At 32.1% G+C, this 17,777-nt stretch carries 16 protein-coding genes and 1 pseudogene; 11 read left to right on the forward strand and 6 right to left on the reverse strand.

The genetic code is table 11. The features are described 5' to 3' along the window. The 3 genes from purC to purE are packed head-to-tail and all read right to left on the reverse strand — an operon-like array spanning position 1 to position 2,304. Positions 1–702, reverse strand: a complete 702-nt coding sequence (gene purC / locus J5E45_RS03885; RefSeq protein ID WP_039067596.1) for a phosphoribosylaminoimidazolesuccinocarboxamide synthase — start codon at positions 700–702, stop codon at positions 1–3. Continuing rightward, entirely contained in the window at positions 702–1,835 is a 1,134-nt protein-coding gene (purK, locus tag J5E45_RS03890; RefSeq protein ID WP_069792908.1) for a 5-(carboxyamino)imidazole ribonucleotide synthase, read from the reverse strand. Before purK ends, purC begins: the two co-directional genes overlap by 1 nt. Further along, positions 1,822–2,304 (reverse strand): 5-(carboxyamino)imidazole ribonucleotide mutase, encoded by a 483-nt coding sequence (gene purE / locus J5E45_RS03895; protein ID WP_069792909.1) that lies wholly within the window; start codon positions 2,302–2,304, stop codon positions 1,822–1,824. Before purE ends, purK begins: the two co-directional genes overlap by 14 nt. A gap of 203 nt (positions 2,305–2,507) precedes the next feature. Here purE and folD point away from each other — a divergent pair, with 203 nt between their 5' ends. Continuing rightward, positions 2,508–3,365, forward strand: coding sequence for a bifunctional methylenetetrahydrofolate dehydrogenase/methenyltetrahydrofolate cyclohydrolase FolD (gene folD, locus J5E45_RS03900; RefSeq protein ID WP_039067601.1), 858 nt, complete (start codon positions 2,508–2,510; stop codon positions 3,363–3,365). Positions 3,366–3,830: 465 nt separating this feature from the next. Here the strand turns inward: folD and J5E45_RS03905 are convergent, their stop codons facing one another. Further along, positions 3,831–4,976: a globin domain-containing protein gene (locus J5E45_RS03905; RefSeq protein ID WP_069792910.1), complete on the reverse strand. Its 1,146-nt coding sequence runs from the start codon at positions 4,974–4,976 to the stop codon at positions 3,831–3,833. 243 nt (positions 4,977–5,219) lie between these two features. Between J5E45_RS03905 and J5E45_RS03910 the strand changes: the two genes are divergently transcribed. The 6 genes from J5E45_RS03910 (at position 5,220) to rihC (ending at position 10,875) form a co-directional block, all read left to right on the forward strand. Then, positions 5,220–5,537, forward strand: a complete 318-nt coding sequence (locus tag J5E45_RS03910; protein WP_039067603.1) for a DUF5011 domain-containing protein — start codon at positions 5,220–5,222, stop codon at positions 5,535–5,537. Positions 5,538–5,801: 264 nt separating this feature from the next. Continuing rightward, positions 5,802–6,923, forward strand: coding sequence for a cytochrome aa3 quinol oxidase subunit II (gene qoxA, locus J5E45_RS03915; RefSeq protein ID WP_069792911.1), 1,122 nt, complete (start codon positions 5,802–5,804; stop codon positions 6,921–6,923). Continuing rightward, entirely contained in the window at positions 6,923–8,911 is a 1,989-nt protein-coding gene (gene qoxB / locus J5E45_RS03920) for a cytochrome aa3 quinol oxidase subunit I (protein ID WP_039067606.1), read from the forward strand. The genes qoxA and qoxB overlap by 1 nt, the downstream gene beginning before the upstream one ends. Continuing rightward, positions 8,901–9,506, forward strand: a complete 606-nt coding sequence (gene qoxC / locus J5E45_RS03925; RefSeq protein WP_029379103.1) for a cytochrome aa3 quinol oxidase subunit III — start codon at positions 8,901–8,903, stop codon at positions 9,504–9,506. Before qoxB ends, qoxC begins: the two co-directional genes overlap by 11 nt. Next, complete coding sequence (gene qoxD, locus J5E45_RS03930) at positions 9,503–9,793, forward strand: cytochrome aa3 quinol oxidase subunit IV (RefSeq protein ID WP_039067608.1); 291 nt, start codon at positions 9,503–9,505, stop codon at positions 9,791–9,793. The genes qoxC and qoxD overlap by 4 nt, the downstream gene beginning before the upstream one ends. Before the next feature lie 173 nt (positions 9,794–9,966). After that, positions 9,967–10,875: a ribonucleoside hydrolase RihC gene (gene rihC, locus J5E45_RS03935; RefSeq protein ID WP_039067610.1), complete on the forward strand. Its 909-nt coding sequence runs from the start codon at positions 9,967–9,969 to the stop codon at positions 10,873–10,875. Between the two features lie 95 nt (positions 10,876–10,970). Here rihC and J5E45_RS03940 read toward each other — a convergent pair whose 3' ends face one another. Together J5E45_RS03940 and J5E45_RS03945 are read right to left on the reverse strand one after the other, a co-directional pair. Continuing rightward, a complete protein-coding gene (locus J5E45_RS03940) occupies positions 10,971–12,146 on the reverse strand; it encodes a serine hydrolase domain-containing protein (protein WP_119585147.1) in 1,176 nt (391 codons plus the stop codon). Positions 12,147–12,165: 19 nt separating this feature from the next. Continuing rightward, positions 12,166–13,827 (reverse strand): phospho-sugar mutase, encoded by a 1,662-nt coding sequence (locus J5E45_RS03945; RefSeq protein ID WP_069792913.1) that lies wholly within the window; start codon positions 13,825–13,827, stop codon positions 12,166–12,168. A 443-nt stretch (positions 13,828–14,270) separates the two neighbouring features. On the opposite strand from J5E45_RS03945, the gene J5E45_RS03950 reads away from it, so the two are divergent. The 4 genes and pseudogenes from J5E45_RS03950 to J5E45_RS03965 all read left to right on the forward strand — a co-directional run. After that, a complete protein-coding gene (locus tag J5E45_RS03950) occupies positions 14,271–15,614 on the forward strand; it encodes an LCP family protein (protein WP_069792914.1) in 1,344 nt (447 codons plus the stop codon). Between the two features lie 21 nt (positions 15,615–15,635). After that, positions 15,636–16,106, forward strand: coding sequence for a DUF2538 family protein (locus tag J5E45_RS03955; RefSeq protein WP_039067616.1), 471 nt, complete (start codon positions 15,636–15,638; stop codon positions 16,104–16,106). A gap of 68 nt (positions 16,107–16,174) precedes the next feature. Further along, complete coding sequence (locus J5E45_RS03960; protein WP_208181613.1) at positions 16,175–16,597, forward strand: GNAT family N-acetyltransferase; 423 nt, start codon at positions 16,175–16,177, stop codon at positions 16,595–16,597. A 233-nt stretch (positions 16,598–16,830) separates the two neighbouring features. Continuing rightward, positions 16,831–17,777: pseudogene (locus J5E45_RS03965) on the forward strand (GW dipeptide domain-containing protein); the annotation flags it as partial.

Raw genomic sequence — 17,777 nt, forward strand, 5'->3', positions numbered from 1 at the left:
TTATAAAGCCTCCAGTTTATTTAAAAAAGTTTGATATGTTTCAATGATTGATCCTCTATCTTCTCTATATACATCTTTATCAAAATTTGTATCGCTATCTTTATCCCAAATACGGCATGTATCAGGAGAAATTTCATCAGCTAGTAAAATCTGTCCATCATTTGTACGGCCAAACTCTATTTTGAAATCGACTAACCGTAAGTTCATTTCATCCATTAATTGAACTAGAACTGCATTAACATCCTTTGCCGCTTCTTTTAATGAATTTATTTCATTATCTTCAGCTAAATGTAGTAACTTAATATGATCTTCTGTTATTAGTGGATCATTTAGGTCATCGTTTTTATAGAAGAATTCCACAAGTGGTTCGTCAAATTCATGTCCTTTTTCAAAACCAAGTCTTTTAGTAATAGAACCTGCAGCAATATTTCTGACTACTACTTCTAAAGGGATGATTTCAACTGATTGTACAAGTTGTTCTGTTTCAGATATCTGCTCGATAAAATGACTTTTCCCACCTTTTGCTTTTAAATAGTTAAAAATGTGAGAAGTGATTTGGTTGTTTAAACGACCTTTGCCTTCTATTAAATCTTTTTTAGCGCCATTTCCTGCAGTAACTTCATCTTTGTATTCAACACGTAATACATCATTTTCACCAGTCGAAAATATTCTTTTTGCTTTACCTTCATATAATAAAGACATTATTGAGATCTCCCTTCAAATTTATCAAGTAGTGCTTGTTCGCATTTATCTATGTCAGTTGTCAACACTGTTAAATGCCCCATTTTTCTATTAGGTTTTCTAGATGTTTTACCATATATATGGACATGCCATTCAGCATGCTCACTAAATTGGTCTTCTAATAAATCTAAATCTTTCCCTAATAAGTTCATCATTATTGCTGGTTTTAACAATTCAATTTGTTCTGGTAATTTTTGACCAGTAATAGCCAAAATATGTGTATCAAATTGTGAAAAATCGCATGCTTCAATTGAATAATGACCGGAATTATGCGGTCTAGGTGCAATTTCATTTACATATAAACGGTTTTCACCATCTATAAAGAATTCAACTGTAAAAGTACCTACGAAATGAATATTTTTGATTATTTTATCAACTTCATTTCGAGCTTCTGCTTCTTTTTCATGCTCCGTGCGAGCAGGTACGATTGTTTTAAAGAGAATTTGATTTTGGTGTTCATTTTCTTGTAGTGGAAAATATGTGATTTGATTGTCATTACCAATGGTAACTGTTAGAGATACTTCTTTTTCTAATTGCAAATATTGCTCAGCAACACATTCTTGTTTTTCTAAAAGTGCTTTTGCTTCATCTATATCTGATGCTGAATTAACTAATATTTGACCTTTACCATCATAGCCACCAAACCTTGTTTTCACGATAAAAGGATAACCGATTGTTTCTATAGCAATATTCAAATCATCCGTCTTAGATAATTGTACAAATGGTGCAATTTTGCAATTTGCTTTTTGTAATGTTTGCTTTTCAGTCAATCGATCCTGGAGGAATTGTATAGCTTGATATCCTTGAGGAATATTATATTTTGAGACAAGTGTCTTTAATTGATCGGCTGATATATTTTCAAATTCGTAAGTGATGACATCAGATAACTCACCAAGTTGTTCCAATGCTTCTTGATTATCATAGTCGGCATTGATAAATTCATGTGCGACGTATTGACATGGACATGCTGGATCAGGATCAAGTACGATTACTTTGTAACCCATCTTTTGAGCTGATTGTGCCATCATTTTACCTAATTGACCGCCACCGATAATACCGATTGTTGAGCCGAACTTTAATTTATTGAAGTTCATCTTGCATTTCACTCACTTTCTGAACTAATGATTTTTCATAATTTTCCAAATTTTTTTGGACTGATTGATTATCAATACTTAGTATTCTTGCAGCTAGTACACCTGCATTTTTCGCTCCAGCTTTGCCTATAGCTGTAGTTGCCACTGGAATACCTCCTGGCATTTGGACGATTGATAATAATGAATCTAGTCCTTTTAAACTTTTTGACTCAATTGGTACTCCAATTACTGGTAATGTTGTCATCGATGCAACCATGCCAGGTAAATGAGCGGCACCGCCTGCACCTGCAATAATAACATCATAACCATTTGCTCTTGCTTCTTTAGAAAAATCAACCATTAATTGTGGCGTACGATGCGCTGAAACAACTTTCTTATCATACGGAATTTCTAATTGGTCTAACATAGAACAACTTTCCTTCATTGTTTCCCAATCTGATGAACTACCCATTATGACTACCACTTTCAAAACGAACACCCTTTCAGAAATTTGAAATGTCACTACTATTAGATGTATATTACAGATATAGCATAACAATTAAACCATGCTTTTTCAATCAAAAATCGAACTTTAACCAAAAAAAAGTACATAATTTACGTCTTTTGGTTGTTAATTGCCATGGTTTTTATGTTAATGTTAAGTAAAGTTCATACATTCGAGGAGGATTTTTCATGGTCGCAAAGATTTTAGACGGGAAACAAATTGCTAAAGATTACAGACAAGGGCTTAAAGATCAAGTTGAAGCTTTACAATCTAAAGGTTACACACCTAAATTATCTGTTATTTTAGTGGGTAATGATGGCGCTAGCCAAAGTTATGTTAATTCAAAAAAGAAGGCTGCTGAAAAAATTGGTATGATTTCTGAAATTGTACATTTAGATGAGTCAACTTCTGAAGAAAATGTATTAAAAGAGCTTAAACGCTTAAATGAAGATGATAGTGTGAGTGGTATATTAGTTCAAGTGCCATTACCTGAACAAGTAAGTGAACAAAAAATACTGGAATCTATAAATCCAGCTAAAGATGTTGATGGCTTCCATCCAGAAAATATCGGTAAGTTATATATTGACCAACAAACTTTTGTTCCATGTACACCACTAGGAATCATGGAACTTCTAAATCATGCTGACATTGATTTAGAAGGTAAAGATGCTGTTGTAATTGGCAGAAGTCATATTGTTGGGCAACCTGTTTCTAAATTATTACTTCAAAAAAATGCAACTGTTACAATCTTGCATTCAAGAACAAAAGATATGCATAGTCACTTGAAAAATGCTGATGTTATCGTAAGTGCTGTCGGACGTCCAGGCTTAGTAACTAAAGATGATGTTAAAGAAGGCGCAGTCGTAATAGATGTTGGTAACACTCCTGATGAAAACGGCAAATTAAAAGGTGATATCGCTTATGATGAAGTTAAAGAAGTAGCTGGCGCTATTACACCGGTTCCAGGTGGCGTAGGCCCAATGACAATTACTATGGTACTAAACAACACTCTTATAGCTGAAAAAATGCGTAGAGGTATTGAATAGTCAAATAAATAACGTCTGTTAAATATTTAATGAGTTAAAAATAGGATAATTATTTATTAAAGCAGAGAACATGGATAAACCTGTTCAAATGGCAATCATGACTGGTTATCAAGTGCTAGTTATAATCAATTTATCTCGCCTTGCTTGACTGTCTACTATTGCTTATAAAAAAGCTAAAAAGTTGAAACGTAAAGTTTTCTACCCCAAAAATAAACGTCAATTTCTAAATTATTCCAATAGAAATTGACGTTTATTTGTTTTATGAAATTTTTTAACATGTTGAAGCCCCGAAGACTATTATGAGTGTAAGACATTAAGCGCAAAGCAACTCAATCTATTCTCAATTAACAAAAAAATTTTAAATATAACAGACAGCCAATCTAAGTGATTAGCTCTCTTACTTTATTGAGACTTAAAATCTGCTCAATGTGTAATTTATCAATAAAGAATATCAATTGTAGAAAGTTATACTCCTACGCTTAATCTAGGAATAAATGATTCGAAATGTAAACGTTGTTCTACAACACCCATTTCTTTCAATGTAGTAATAATTGAATTCAGGAATTTAACACCTCCGCAAACATAGATTTCAGTGTCTGCTGAAATAAATTGGCTTAGATACGTTGCATCCATATATCCCGTTTTTTGTTTATCATGAATAATATACGATGCATTATCGTTATTATTTGCAATATCTTCTATTCTACTGTAAAAAGGAATTTCTTCTATATTTTCAACATTTTGAATAAAGTCTACTTTTACATTTGAGCTTGCTACTTCGTTAAACATTGGAATTAACGGAGTGACACCTATACCTGAACCAATAAATAGTTGAGGCGCTGTGTTATTTACTACACCAAATCCACCTACTGGAGCTGATAAATTTATTGTCCCGCCTATTTGCATCTCATCATGTAAAATGGTTGATACTTCTCCCTCGTGAAAATCTGTTACATCTCTTTTCACTGCAAAAGTTAATGTATGTTCGTCGCCTTCAATAATGGAATAGTGACGTTTGGCACGATATTCCAATTTATCACTTTCTACGTCTACAGTAATATATTGACCTGCCTTAAATTTACTTAAATTATATTCATTTGACTTAACGGTAAACACCTTGATATCTGAAGTTGTTGGTTCTATATTAATAATTTCAAAAGGTTTAAAACCATCCCAAGCCATCTCATCGTAAATATCTTTCTCAACATTAATAAATACGGAAGCTATTTCACCATATGCTTTTGCCCACGTAGCAATAATCACATCATCTTCTGGTAGCCCTAGTACATTTTGAATAGCTGCCAATAAGTTTTCTCCCACAATATCGTATCCGGCTTCTGGCACTTGTAACGCGCAGTGTTTATAAGCAATTTCTTTAACAACTGGCATGATGCGTGTTAAATCATCGATATTGGTTGCTGCCGCTAATACACTTTGCGCTAATGCAGTAGATTGTAAGCCTTTTTTTTGATTCGTTTGATTGAACATATTTTTTAACTCAGGATGTCTGGTAAACATTCTATTATAGAAGTATGATGTGATTTCTTCTCCTTTTTGTTGTAATACCGGAACAGTTTCCTTAATAATATCTCGCTCTTTTTCGTTCAACATTAATTCCACCCCTAATTTTTATTTAATTCTTTTTTACATTTTTATCTTATTACAAAATTGAAAGTTACAAAAGATTTTTGTGATAAAATTCACAAAAAGTTCAATTTACATATTTTTAACCGGAAATTACAATGAAATTTATAGAAATAAGCTATATTAGGACTATAGTATGATGTATAATGTAGCAAATTAAAGTATAGTAAGATTAAATAAAATTAATGTTTTGCGTTCGGAGGTTACGTAATGAATAAATTAATACAATCTTTGTCTGCATTAGGTGTATCAGCTACACTTGTATCACCTAATTTAAGCGCAGAAGCTACTGAAAATTCAATCCCAGAACTTAAAGGGATTAATGATACAATTATCGATAAAGGCGATGACTACAATATATTAAATGGCATACGTGCTTATGATAAAGAAGATGGCGATCTTACACATAAAATCAAAGTTGACGGTAATATTAACACCAAAAAAGCTGGTAAATATAAAATCGAATATAAAGTTGAGGATTCAGATGGCGCAACAAATAAATCTATTCGTTATATTGAAGTAAAATAATTTTATAATTTTAATACATATATCCCTAAATGATAATGTTTATCACTGTTTTGTGACCGATTTTGGCTTATCGTCTTAAATATGACACTTTTCACAAAATGTACACATAATTTTAACAAATCTTTGAAAGCCCACCAGACGTTGAGTTTGTTGGGTTTCTTTTAATTTTACAATATTTTTTTTCGTACAAACACTTGTAAATATTGCGTAATATCTTAAAATTGATGGTAAGCCCTACATTTGTAGTATTAGGAGGTCAAAAAAGTGTCAAAATTTAAGTCTTTGCTTCTACTCTTTGGCTCGCTAATTTTGCTTAGTGGTTGTTCTAACGTAGAAGTTTTAAACCCAAAAGGGCCGATGGCAAGCGATACGAAGTTTTTGATTATGTATTCAATCATCTTCATGCTTGTTATTATTGCCGCTGTTGTTATTTTATTCACGGTTTTCCTATATAAATATAGAATAGGAAAGACTAAAGAATCAGGAAAGATGCACCACAATTCTTTAATGGAAACAATTTGGTTTATTATTCCTGTAATTATTGTAATTGCTTTAGCCATCCCAACGGTTAATTCACTTTACAATTATGAGGAAAAACCACAGAAAGAAGACGATCCACTTGTTGTTTATGCGACAAGCGCTGGTTATAAGTGGTTCTTCAGTTATCCTGAACAAAAAATCGAAACAGTTAATCATTTAACTATTCCGAAAGATCGCCCTGTTGTCTTCAAACTCCAATCAATGGATATGATGACAAGTTTCTGGATTCCACAATTAGGTGGCCAAAAATATGCGATGACAGGTATGACAATGGACTGGACATTAACAGCTAGTGAAGAAGGTACGTTCAGAGGACGTAACTCAAACTTCAACGGTGAAGGCTTCGAACGTCAAACATTTGATGTTAATTCTGTAAGCCAAAGTAAATTCGAGAATTGGGTAAAAGATGCTCAAAGCAAAAAAGTATTGGACCAAGATACATTTGATAAGCAACTTTTACCAACTACTGAAAATAAAAATTTAACTTTCAGTGGTACGCATTTAGCATTTGTTGATCCTGCAGCTGATCCTGAGTATATTTTCTATGCTTATGATCGTTTCAATTATGTGCAGAAAGATCCAAACTTTAATACACCAGAAGAAATAAAAGAAGATGTATTAGATAAACCAGATAAACCTGCACGTAAACCACAAATCACAAATGCAAACTATGAGCGTCATGGAATGAAAGCCATGATTCTAGGCAATAATGAACCATATGATAGTGAATTCAAAGATGAAGAATCACATAATATGGATGAAATGGAAAAAATCTCTGAAGGTGTTAAAGATGAAAAAGCATCTAAAATAGAGAAAAAAGACCATGAAAATGGAGGTGGACATTAATGAATTTTCCATGGGATCAATTACTCGTTCAAGGTAACTGGATGATAACGATGGCACAAATTGGTGCACCTTTCGCAATCATTGCTGTGATCGCAGTAATTAGTTATTTTAAATTATGGAAATATCTATATAGAGAATGGTTCACATCTATTGACCATAAAAAAATTGGTGCAATGTACTTAATCTGTGCGGTATTAATGTTCGTACGTGGCGGCATCGACGCACTAATGATGCGTACGCAGTTAGCAATTCCAGATAACACATTTTTAGAAGGAAACCATTACAATGAGGTCTTTAGTACACACGGTGTAATAATGATCATCTTTATGGCAATGCCTTTCATCTTTGGTTTATGGAATGTCGTAGTACCATTACAAATTGGCGCACGCGATGTTGCATTCCCTATATTAAATAACGTAAGTTTCTGGTTATTCTTCTCAGGTATGATTTTATTCAACCTTTCCTTTATAGTCGGAGGTTCACCTGCAGCTGGTTGGACAAACTATGCACCACTTGCAGGCGAATTCAGCCCAGGACCTGGAGTTAACTATTACTTAATAGCAATACAAATTTCTGGTATCGGTACATTAATGACCGGTATTAACTTCTTTGTTACTATACTTAGATGTAAAACACCAACTATGAAATTCATGGAAATGCCAATGTTCACGGTTACTACTTTTATTACGTCATTAATCGTTATCCTGGCTTTCCCTGTATTAACAGTTGCACTAGCACTATTTACGACTGACAGAATATTCGACACTGCATTCTTCTCAGTTGCAAACGGTGGTATGCCAATGCTATGGGCTAACTTCTTCTGGGTATGGGGGCACCCTGAAGTGTATATCGTTATCTTACCAGCATTTGGTATTTACTCTGAAATTATTCCGACATTTGCACGTAAACGTCTATTCGGTCATCAAAGCATGGTCTGGGCAACTGCAGGTATCGCATTCTTAAGTTTCTTAGTTTGGGTTCACCATTTCTTCACAATGGGTAATGGTGCATTAATTAACTCATTCTTCTCAATTTCAACCATGCTGATTGGTATACCAACTGGTGTTAAAATCTTTAACTGGTTGTTTACGCTTTATCAAGGTCGTATCACCTTTGAATCACCAATGCTATTTGCATTAGGTTTCATACCTAACTTCTTAATAGGTGGTGTAACTGGTATAATGCTCTCTATGGCAGCAGCAGACTACCAATACCACAATACGTACTTCTTAGTAGCGCATTTCCACTATACATTAGTGGCTGGTGTTGTATTTGCTTGTCTAGGTGCTTTAATTTTCTGGTGGCCTAAGATGACTGGATTTAAGTTAAACGAAACATTAAACAAATGGTGTTTCTGGTTATTCATAATCGGATTTAACATTTGTTTCATACCACAATTCATTCTTGGTTTAGATGGTATGCCTCGTCGTTTATATACTTATATGCCAGAAGATGGTTGGTGGTTACTAAACGTAATTTCAACTGTCGGTGCCCTAATGATGGCATTAGGCTTTATGTTCTTAGTTGCAAGTATCGTATACAGCTTCTTCAAAGCACCACGTGAAGCTACTGGCGATAACTGGGATGGTTTAGGTCGTACGTTAGAATGGGCAACTGCAAGCGCAATGCCACCTAAATACAACTTTGCTATCACTCCAGATTGGAATGACTATGACACATTTGTAGATATGAAAGAACATGGTCGTCATTATTTAGATAACCATAATTATACAGATATCCATATGCCAAATAACACACCTGTTGGTTTCTGGATGGGAATTTTCTTCACTATTGGTGGATTCTTCCTTATCTTCGAAACACTTATTCCAGCAATAATTTGTTTATTAGGTATTTTCGGTACAATGATTTATCGTAGTTTCCAAATAGACCACGGTTACCATATACCAGCGTCTGAAGTAGCAGAAACTGAAAAACGTTTACGTGATGCACGTATTAAAGAAAGGGAGGCTGTAAGTCATGAGTCATGATGCAAACACAATTGACCAACGTTCGCATGAAGGTAATTTAAATAGACTTGGCTTTTGGATTTTCCTTACAGCAGAATTCTCATTATTCGGTACGTTGTTTGCGGCATTATTAACACTTCAACACGGCGGCGATTATGCCGGCAAAATGACTACTGAATTATTTGAATTACCACTTATATTAATAATGACATTTGCATTATTAATTAGTTCTTACACTTGTGGTATAGCAATATACTATATGAGAAAAGAAAAAGAAAAATTAATGATGATCTGGATGATTATCACAGTCCTTTTAGGTGCTGTATTCGTAGGCTTTGAAATTTATGAGTTTGCGCATTACGTACACGAAGGTGTTAATCTAACTATTGGTTCTTATTGGTCTAGCTTCTTTATTCTACTAGGAACACATGGTGCCCACGTATCATTAGGTATTGTTTGGATTATTTGTTTATTAATTCAAGTTGCAATGCGAGGATTAAATAAAGACAATGCTCCTAAATTATTTATAGTCAGTTTATATTGGCACTTTTTAGATGTTGTTTGGATTTTCATCTTTACTGCCGTATATATGATAGGGATGGTGTTTAGCGGATGAATACAATTGTAAAACATACTGTAGGTTTTATTGCCTCAATCGTTCTAACGATCTTAGCAGTATTCGTAACCTTATACACATCTATGGCACTTAATGCTAAGATTACCATCATCTTTGGTTTTGCTTTTATACAAGCTGCAGTTCAATTATTAATGTTCATGCACTTAACTGAAGGTAAAGATGGAAATTTACAAGGATTCAAAGTTATATTTGCTATTATCATTACTTTAATTACTGTTATCGGTACTTATTGGGTAATGCAAGGTGGACACTCAAGCCACTTATAATCCTAAAAAAGACTTCTCTTCGGAGAAGTCTTTTTTTATTATTATTTTTTATAAAAGTTAAAGCAAGTTACTGTACTATTTCCAATTACGTTTAATACATTTTTTAAGCATTCAAACTACAAAAATTGTAAAATAAGCACATACCCTATTTTATTCAAGGAGGTTAATTAATAATGAAACAACCTATAATTATAGACACTGATCCTGGTATTGATGATGCTGCTGCAATCAGTATTGCTTTAAATCACCCTGCATTTGATTTAAGAATGATTACTACTGTCAATGGAAATGTTGGGATTGAAAAAACAACAGCAAATGCATTAAAACTTAAACAGTTTTTTACAAGCAATGTACCTATACATAAAGGTGCTTCACAGCCCCTACTTTCAAATATCGTAGACGCAAGTACAGTCCATGGAGAATCAGGTATGAACGGATATAATTTTCCTGAACCTAACTATGATGATTTAGCTTCAATGCATGCTGTGGAAGCTATGTATAAAGAATTAAAAATAAATGAAAATCCGGTAACACTCATTCCTATTGGACCACTAACGAATATTGCGCTATTAATATCTACTTACCCTGAAGTTAAAGATTATATTAAAGAAATTGTCTTAATGGGTGGTTCTGCTGGCCGTGGAAATGTAACGCCCTCTGCAGAATTTAATATTTTTTGTGATCCAGAAGCTGCTCAAATCGTATTCAATTCAGGTTTACCTTTGACTATGGTCGGTCTTGATGTTGCAAGAAGTTCTACATTAAGTCATAAAACAGTAAATGAACTTCAGGTATTAAACCAAACTGGTGATATGCTACACCATCTTTTCAAACATTATAAAGGTGATGATTTTGAAAATGGCATTAATGTTTATGATGTATACACTGTGCTTTATCTGCTCCATCCCGAAAAGTTTGATGTCCAAGAAGCAGATGTTCAAATTGAGACTAATGGTACATTGACAAAAGGTGCAACAGTTACAGATTTTAAATCATTATTCCCCAATTGTAGCGTGGTCATGTCCATTGAACCTAGTGTATTTAAAGATATCTTTATAGATGCACTCAAATACTGTAAATAATTGATAGTTTATTAATACATAAAAAAACACTCCTTTTTACTATTTAATCTGTAATTTTTAAGCTTTGCTTAAATAGTAAAGGAGTGTTTTTCATTTTAATATTTCTGACCAACAATATTATATGGTTCACCTTGTTTCAAGATATCATAATAAATATGTTTTATTTTCTTTTCATTACTAGTCTTACTATTTTCATAATTAGTGCCTAATACTACTATATATTTGTTATTAAAATAAGCTGTAAACACTTGACCAAAAAAACCGCCATTAATCCTATTTTTATCTGGAAGTGAATAAAAACCATATCTATAAGGTTGCGGATATTGCGATGTTAGACTTTCATGTAAAAATGGCTGTGTGATTTTATCATCAAAAAGTTCATTTTTTTGCAAATTTAAAATTAATTGTCCCATATCGTATGGCGCCATAAAGAGATTACCTGCACCATAATACTGATCTAATATATTTGGCGTTTGTTTTATCGGTTTATCAGAATTTTTATCCTTTTTATAGCCAATAGCCATATTTTTTTGATAATCTACATCATTAAAAAATGCTGTAAAATTCAAATTATATGGCCCAGCAAGTCTCTCTTCAAAATTCTTTACATACGATTTATTAGTCACCTCTTCAATCACACGTGATAAAACTAGGTAATTCGCATCATTGTATCTGTTTTTATTATAATATTTTTGCTCTATTCCCTTTTCTTGTATAGCATGCACGGCTTCATCTAAATTTTTATATTGCGGTGAAGCACTATATTTATATAAACCACTTTTATGTTGCATCAATTGATTTAATGTAATGGGTTGAACTGATTTAAACCATGGTAAATACTTTGTGACTGGATCCTGCATATTTATTTTCTTATCATTTACAAGTTGCTTTAGCATTAAACCAGTTGTAAATTTTTGAGAAGATCCAATTAAATATAATGTATCCGCTGTGTTCTTTTCATCTTCTTTAAAATTTCTTATACCGTAACCTTTATTTAGCTTTAATTGACCATTTTCGAATACAGCAGCAGTGCCATTAAATTTAATTTGTTCTAAATATCTATTAATTTCTACAATATCAGAATTTTTTTCGTCAATAACAGTTTTTAATTCTCCTACTTTTTTATGATCTTTTGATGCTTCTTCATAAGATTTGTTAGCATTGTATTCTTGATTATAACGTTGGTAATGTTTATACACTATTAAAAACGTTATAGCTATAAGAAGTATGCTCAAAATAATCGTTAATCGTTTTAGTTTTTTCGTAGTCATCTTTTTGCCTCTGTTTTACTCAATCTATATAGTTAATATAGTCTTTTTCAAATTGTTCCGTTATGCCATCAATATTATCTACATTAAGTGAAAAATACAGCTTAATTTTTGGTTCTGTGCCTGACGGTCTTAAAGCAATAAAACCATTTTCAAATATGAACCTAATTAGATTTGTATTAGGTAATGATAATAATTCAGTTGTTCCCTCTTTTACATTTCTAATTTCACCAGTTCGATAATCCTCAATCTGTTTGACATCCATACCACATATTGAAAAAATATCTTTATTTCTAAACTGATTCATTATTTTAGAGATTTTCTCATTACCTTTTGTACCTTCAAAGCTAGGTGCAATTGTTCTATCTTTAAATTCACCAATATTTTTATAGATATCATTAATTGTATCTTTAAACGTTAAACCGTTTTTATTTAATAAATTCTTATATTTAATCAGCAACGGTACCATTTGAATTGCATCTTTATCTCTAGATATTGATTTTGCTAAGTATCCGTGGCTTTCTTCGAATGCTAATAACAATTGCTTATTAGACGTGTTGTTTTTTTGTTCAATAAAGTCTGAAATATATTTAAACCCAGTAAGTACATTAGCCACTTCAACATTTAATGATATGGCCAATCTCTCCGCTAGTTCACTTGTAACAATCGATTTAATAATATATTGTGGTGTATTAGCTTCTATTAAATCTTGAAATCTTAATTTCATAAACAGTAGACCTATTTCATTACCATTAAAATATCTATAATCATTATCTCCATAACGTTCAATAAAACCTAATCTATCTGCGTCTGGATCTGTAGCAATAATCAGTTGTGCATCTGTTTCGTCTGCTAATTTTTTACCTAGTGTAAACGCGGCTTCGTCTTCAGGATTAGCAATTGCAATAGTTGGAAAATGACCATCTGGTTTTGATTGTTTTTCTTCTATTACATAGTTATGATAATTCAACTCTGCTAATATATCTGACATTAGTGGTAAACTCGTACCATGTAAACTTGTAAGTACAACTTTTGCATCTTTTTCTTCAATTGTACCTACTAATGTTTTTACTTCAGATTTATATTTTTCTGTAACTTCATTAGCCATGTATTGAATTTTCTCTTCATTTAATAATGATTCAAAATCACCTTTTTCAATTGACAGTGGCGATGCAATTGAATTTATATACGAACTTAACGTTTCTGATGCTTCTGGTAATAATTGACCACCATGATTATCATAAATTTTTATACCATTATAATTTTTAGGGTTATGACTAGCAGTTATCATGACACCCGCACTTACATTTAATTCTCTTACCGCAAAAGATAGCTCGGGTGTAGATTTGTAATTTTCTGATACAATCGTACGCACCCCATTTTTAGCTAAAACACTTGCCATTTCTCTAGAAAATTCTTTTGATAATAATCTAGTATCAAAATGGATAACTGCTGATGGATTGTTACTAACTTTATTTTTTAAATATTGTGCTAATCCTAACGCAACTTTTCGAACAGTAAAGGCATTTAATCTACCAGGTCCTAAACCAAAAGTACTTCTTATACCTGCAGTACCAAAAGATAAAGTAGTTTCAAAGCCCCCGTTTTTCTCTTCTTCTGTTTGTAATTGATAAAAATCTTTAACTAAACTCTCATCAATTTTCTCTAACCAAGCTTGTTTCACGTTAATGTATCCTCCTTATATCTCTCAGAATAAAGATATATTTAATTTTAAAAGCTAATTTTCAATAATTCATCTCATAAATTTTTCTACTCTAACAGAACCTATTAAATATTCATTAGAATTGATATTGTCTACAAGTTTATATTTCCACTGTATATTATATCTTATGTTTTAAAATAAATCATTTTTAATCAAATGACATAAATGTAACCTTCATATCTAAAGTTTGATTACTCAAGCGCTAACTACTACAAATACCTTTTAATTTCACTTCAAACTTGTAAATAACATATTGATAGTTGATATTTTTTAATTATAGTAATAAAATTATAAGTTATAGTACATTTTCTTCTTTACAAATATTTAACAAAGTTAAAAAGGTTAATAACTTAAACAAAATAATAGTTACATGTACCAAATCTTATACATGGGGAGCTTCAAACATGAATAAATTTTTAAAATATTTTTTAATATTTCTATCTTTACTTCTTGTGGTTGTTCCAGTGATATTTGCCGTTATACTATTAAAATCTTCTCAAGGCGCTTTTGAACATTCATACAATGATCAAGATTCAGCGAGACAATCTAACATCCGTGAATCAAAAGTTGATCCTTCAAAAGATCCTATCTCTATCTTATTCTTAGGTATTGATGATAATAGTGGTCGTGAAAAAAACGGACAAAGTACTGAACAATCAAGATCAGATGCAATGATTTTCTCTACACTCAACACCGAGAAAGAACAAATAAGAATGTTAAGTATCCCACGTGATACTATTAGTTATATCCCTAAAGTAGGTTATTACGATAAAATTGCACATGCTCATGCTTATGGAGGTCCTAAATCATCAATGGACTCTGTAGAAGCTACTTTAAATGTGCCAGTTGATTACTATGTAAGAATAAATATGGAAGCTTTTGTCGATGCTGTAAATGAACTGGGCGGTATCGAATACGATGTCCCTTATGACATTAATGAACCGAATACGGATGATTCTGGAAAAATAAAAGTTAAAAAGGGCCACCAAAATTTAAATGGTGATGAAGCATTAGCCGTTGCGAGAACAAGACATCAAGATTCTGATTTAAAACGTGGTCAACGTCAAATGGATTTAATAAAAAAACTATTTGCTAAAGCTCAAAAAGCAGATTCAATTAGTAAATTAGATGATGTTGTTGAAATTGTTGGTAAAAATGCCAAACACAATTTAAGTTATAAAGAAATCAAAGTGCTTGCAACATCTTATTTAAAAGATGATATTGAAATCAAGAGTACACAACTTGAAGGTAAAGATGATTACTTAAATGGTATATATTATTACAATCCTGATATAAAAAATATTCAAGATACGTCAAATCTTTTGCGTGATGATCTAGAATTACCTAAAATAAAAGACAAGATAGAATTTCTAAATCAACGTGTTATTGATTTTTATGGTACACTCATACCACAAACAGAGATAGATAGTTCGTTGTTAAGAAAATCTCAAAGTGATAGTACTAGTAATGACGATGATGAAAATCAATCGTCAGATAGTAATTCTACAGATTCAAATAGCCAAAAAAATAATGACAATGATAATAGCCAACAATCAGATGCCAATCAAGACAATCAATATGAAAATCAACAAGACAACAGCAACCAACAAAACAATAGCAACCAACAAAACAACGGCCAAAATACACAACAACAAATTAATCCAAATCAACAACAACCTGATCAAAATCAGCAACCTAATCAAAATCAACAACCAGATACTCAAGAAATACCAACAAATCAATATTAATTTTAGAGAGGAGCTCACTGTATGTCACGTAAAACATATGACAAACTTAACCAAATAAACGGTATGTTTAATGTATTAGAACAACAATTGATTCACAGCAAAGATATGGCACTTTTTAGAAATGAATTTTTCTATGTCAATCATGAACATCGCGAAAATTATGAGGCATTACGAATTTACTATAAAGATAGTGACAATAATCCAATTGTTGATGGCGCGTGTTATATTGTTGCGCTTCCAGAAATTTTTGAAAAAGTTGACGTTTTTGAATCAGAACTCCCTTTCACATGGGTTTATGATCAAAATGGTATTACAGATACGATGAAACAGATTAGTGTGCCAATCCAGTATCTGATTGCTGCTGCACTGGAAGTAACTGATGTAAACTTATTTAAACCTTCTGGCTTTGCCATGGGAATGAATAATTGGAACATTGCACAGATGCGTATTTTTTGGCAATACACTGCAATTATTAGAAAAGAAGCATTATAAAATAACTGCCCTATCATATAAATTATGATAGGGTATTTTTAATATCAAAATTGAAATGAGGAATCCTAATGTTCAAAATTGTTACAACTCAAACTATGCTAGAAGAAGCTCATAATATACGTAAAAAGGTCTTCGTTGAAGAACAAAGCGTGCCTTTAGAAAATGAAATAGACCAATACGAAACTATGGCTACTCATATAATCGGATACGACAAAGATGATATGCCATTTTCTACCGGTAGATTACGCCCTATAGATAACGGTGTAAAGATAGAAAGAGTGGCTATTTTAGCAACACATCGTAACAAAGGTTGTGGAAAATTATTAATGGAATTTTTAGAAAAAGTAGCAAAAGATCAAGGCTATCAAAGATTAATGCTTAATGCACAATACCACGCACAAGGATTTTATGAATCTCTTGGCTATCAATCCTTTGGAGAAACGTTTATGGAGGAAAATATTAAACATATTGCAATGACAAAAATAATGTAAAAACAATCTTCATATTTTTACATTAATATTCCATCTAATTTTTGTAATATTTCTTCAGGTGTATTTTTTCAATATATTGTGAATAAGGCGTAATAACGCTTTAAATTGAATATTAAATCTTTTCTAAAACTTAATAAGATTAATTTTATATTACAAATCGGTGAAAAATAAGTCACTCAATCCTTAGTCGTATTATAATGAATTTAAATTTATAAAGTTAAAGGGGCAGTTTAATGGCTAAGAAAAAAAACACTTATAAGGTACCTTCAATTATAGCATTAACATTAGCAGGTACAGCTTTGACAACTCATCACGCACAAGCGGCAGACAAAACGCAAGATCAATCAACTAACAAGAATATTTTAAATGATGATAAAGCACTTAACCAAAGTGAACAAATTAAGTCTGAAATTAGTAAACCAACAGCGAACATTTCAGGTACGCAAGTCTACAAAGACCCTACACAAATCAAACAGGCATCTACTGATAATAACTTAAACTATGATGCTCAAATTGATGAATTGAACAATCAAACTTCTGATCAAATGACAACGCAAAATACATATAATCAAAACGGTCAAGATCAAGAGGCACAACAAAAAGATGATTCTACTGTAAAAACTAATCAAGAAAATGTTGAAAACGAAATTACTTCTGATGAAGCAACTAACAATGTTAACACATCAGATAATGTAGAAAAACAAGCTACTGAAGCTGTTCAAGAGGATGACATTGTATCTGATAAAGGCAACGTTACTTCTAATAATAAACAAGATGTAGCTAAAGACATTAATAAATTTGATGATACTTCAGTTGAACAAGATACTAATGCTGTTCAAAATGATAGCGTTGTTACTGATAAAGACGACGTTACTTCTAATGATTCACAAGATGTAACTAAAGACAGCGATAAATCTGATGATGCTTCTAGTGAACAAGGTAATAATGCTGTTCAAAATGATAGCGTTGTTACTGATAAAGACGATGTTACTTCTGATGATTCACAAGATGTAGCTAAAGACAGCGATAAATCTGATGATGCTTCTAATGAACAAGATAGTAATGCTGTTCAAAATGGTAGCGCTGTTACTGATAAAGACGACGTTACTTCTGATGATTCACAAGATGTAGCTAAAGACAGCGATAAATCTGATGATGCTTCTAATGAACAAGATAGTAA

The organism is Staphylococcus shinii (assembly GCF_017583065.1).
Classification (GTDB): Bacteria; Bacillota; Bacilli; order Staphylococcales; family Staphylococcaceae; genus Staphylococcus; species Staphylococcus shinii.

What these genes read in the sequence shown, in the direction of transcription:
- purC (WP_039067596.1), bottom strand. Translation starts at nt 702, where the DNA reads ATGTCTTTATTATATGAAGGTAAAGCAAAAAGAATATTTTCGACTGGT.
- purK (WP_069792908.1), bottom strand. Translation starts at nt 1,835, where the DNA reads ATGAACTTCAATAAATTAAAGTTCGGCTCAACAATCGGTATTATCGGT.
- folD (WP_039067601.1), top strand. Translation starts at nt 2,508, where the DNA reads ATGGTCGCAAAGATTTTAGACGGGAAACAAATTGCTAAAGATTACAGA.
- J5E45_RS03905 (WP_069792910.1), bottom strand. Translation starts at nt 4,976, where the DNA reads ATGTTGAACGAAAAAGAGCGAGATATTATTAAGGAAACTGTTCCGGTA.
- J5E45_RS03910 (WP_039067603.1), top strand. Translation starts at nt 5,220, where the DNA reads ATGAATAAATTAATACAATCTTTGTCTGCATTAGGTGTATCAGCTACA.
- qoxB (WP_039067606.1), top strand. Translation starts at nt 6,923, where the DNA reads ATGAATTTTCCATGGGATCAATTACTCGTTCAAGGTAACTGGATGATA.
- qoxC (WP_029379103.1), top strand. Translation starts at nt 8,901, where the DNA reads ATGAGTCATGATGCAAACACAATTGACCAACGTTCGCATGAAGGTAAT.
- qoxD (WP_039067608.1), top strand. Translation starts at nt 9,503, where the DNA reads ATGAATACAATTGTAAAACATACTGTAGGTTTTATTGCCTCAATCGTT.
- rihC (WP_039067610.1), top strand. Translation starts at nt 9,967, where the DNA reads ATGAAACAACCTATAATTATAGACACTGATCCTGGTATTGATGATGCT.
- J5E45_RS03940 (WP_119585147.1), bottom strand. Translation starts at nt 12,146, where the DNA reads ATGACTACGAAAAAACTAAAACGATTAACGATTATTTTGAGCATACTT.
- J5E45_RS03950 (WP_069792914.1), top strand. Translation starts at nt 14,271, where the DNA reads ATGAATAAATTTTTAAAATATTTTTTAATATTTCTATCTTTACTTCTT.
- J5E45_RS03955 (WP_039067616.1), top strand. Translation starts at nt 15,636, where the DNA reads ATGTCACGTAAAACATATGACAAACTTAACCAAATAAACGGTATGTTT.
- J5E45_RS03960 (WP_208181613.1), top strand. Translation starts at nt 16,175, where the DNA reads ATGTTCAAAATTGTTACAACTCAAACTATGCTAGAAGAAGCTCATAAT.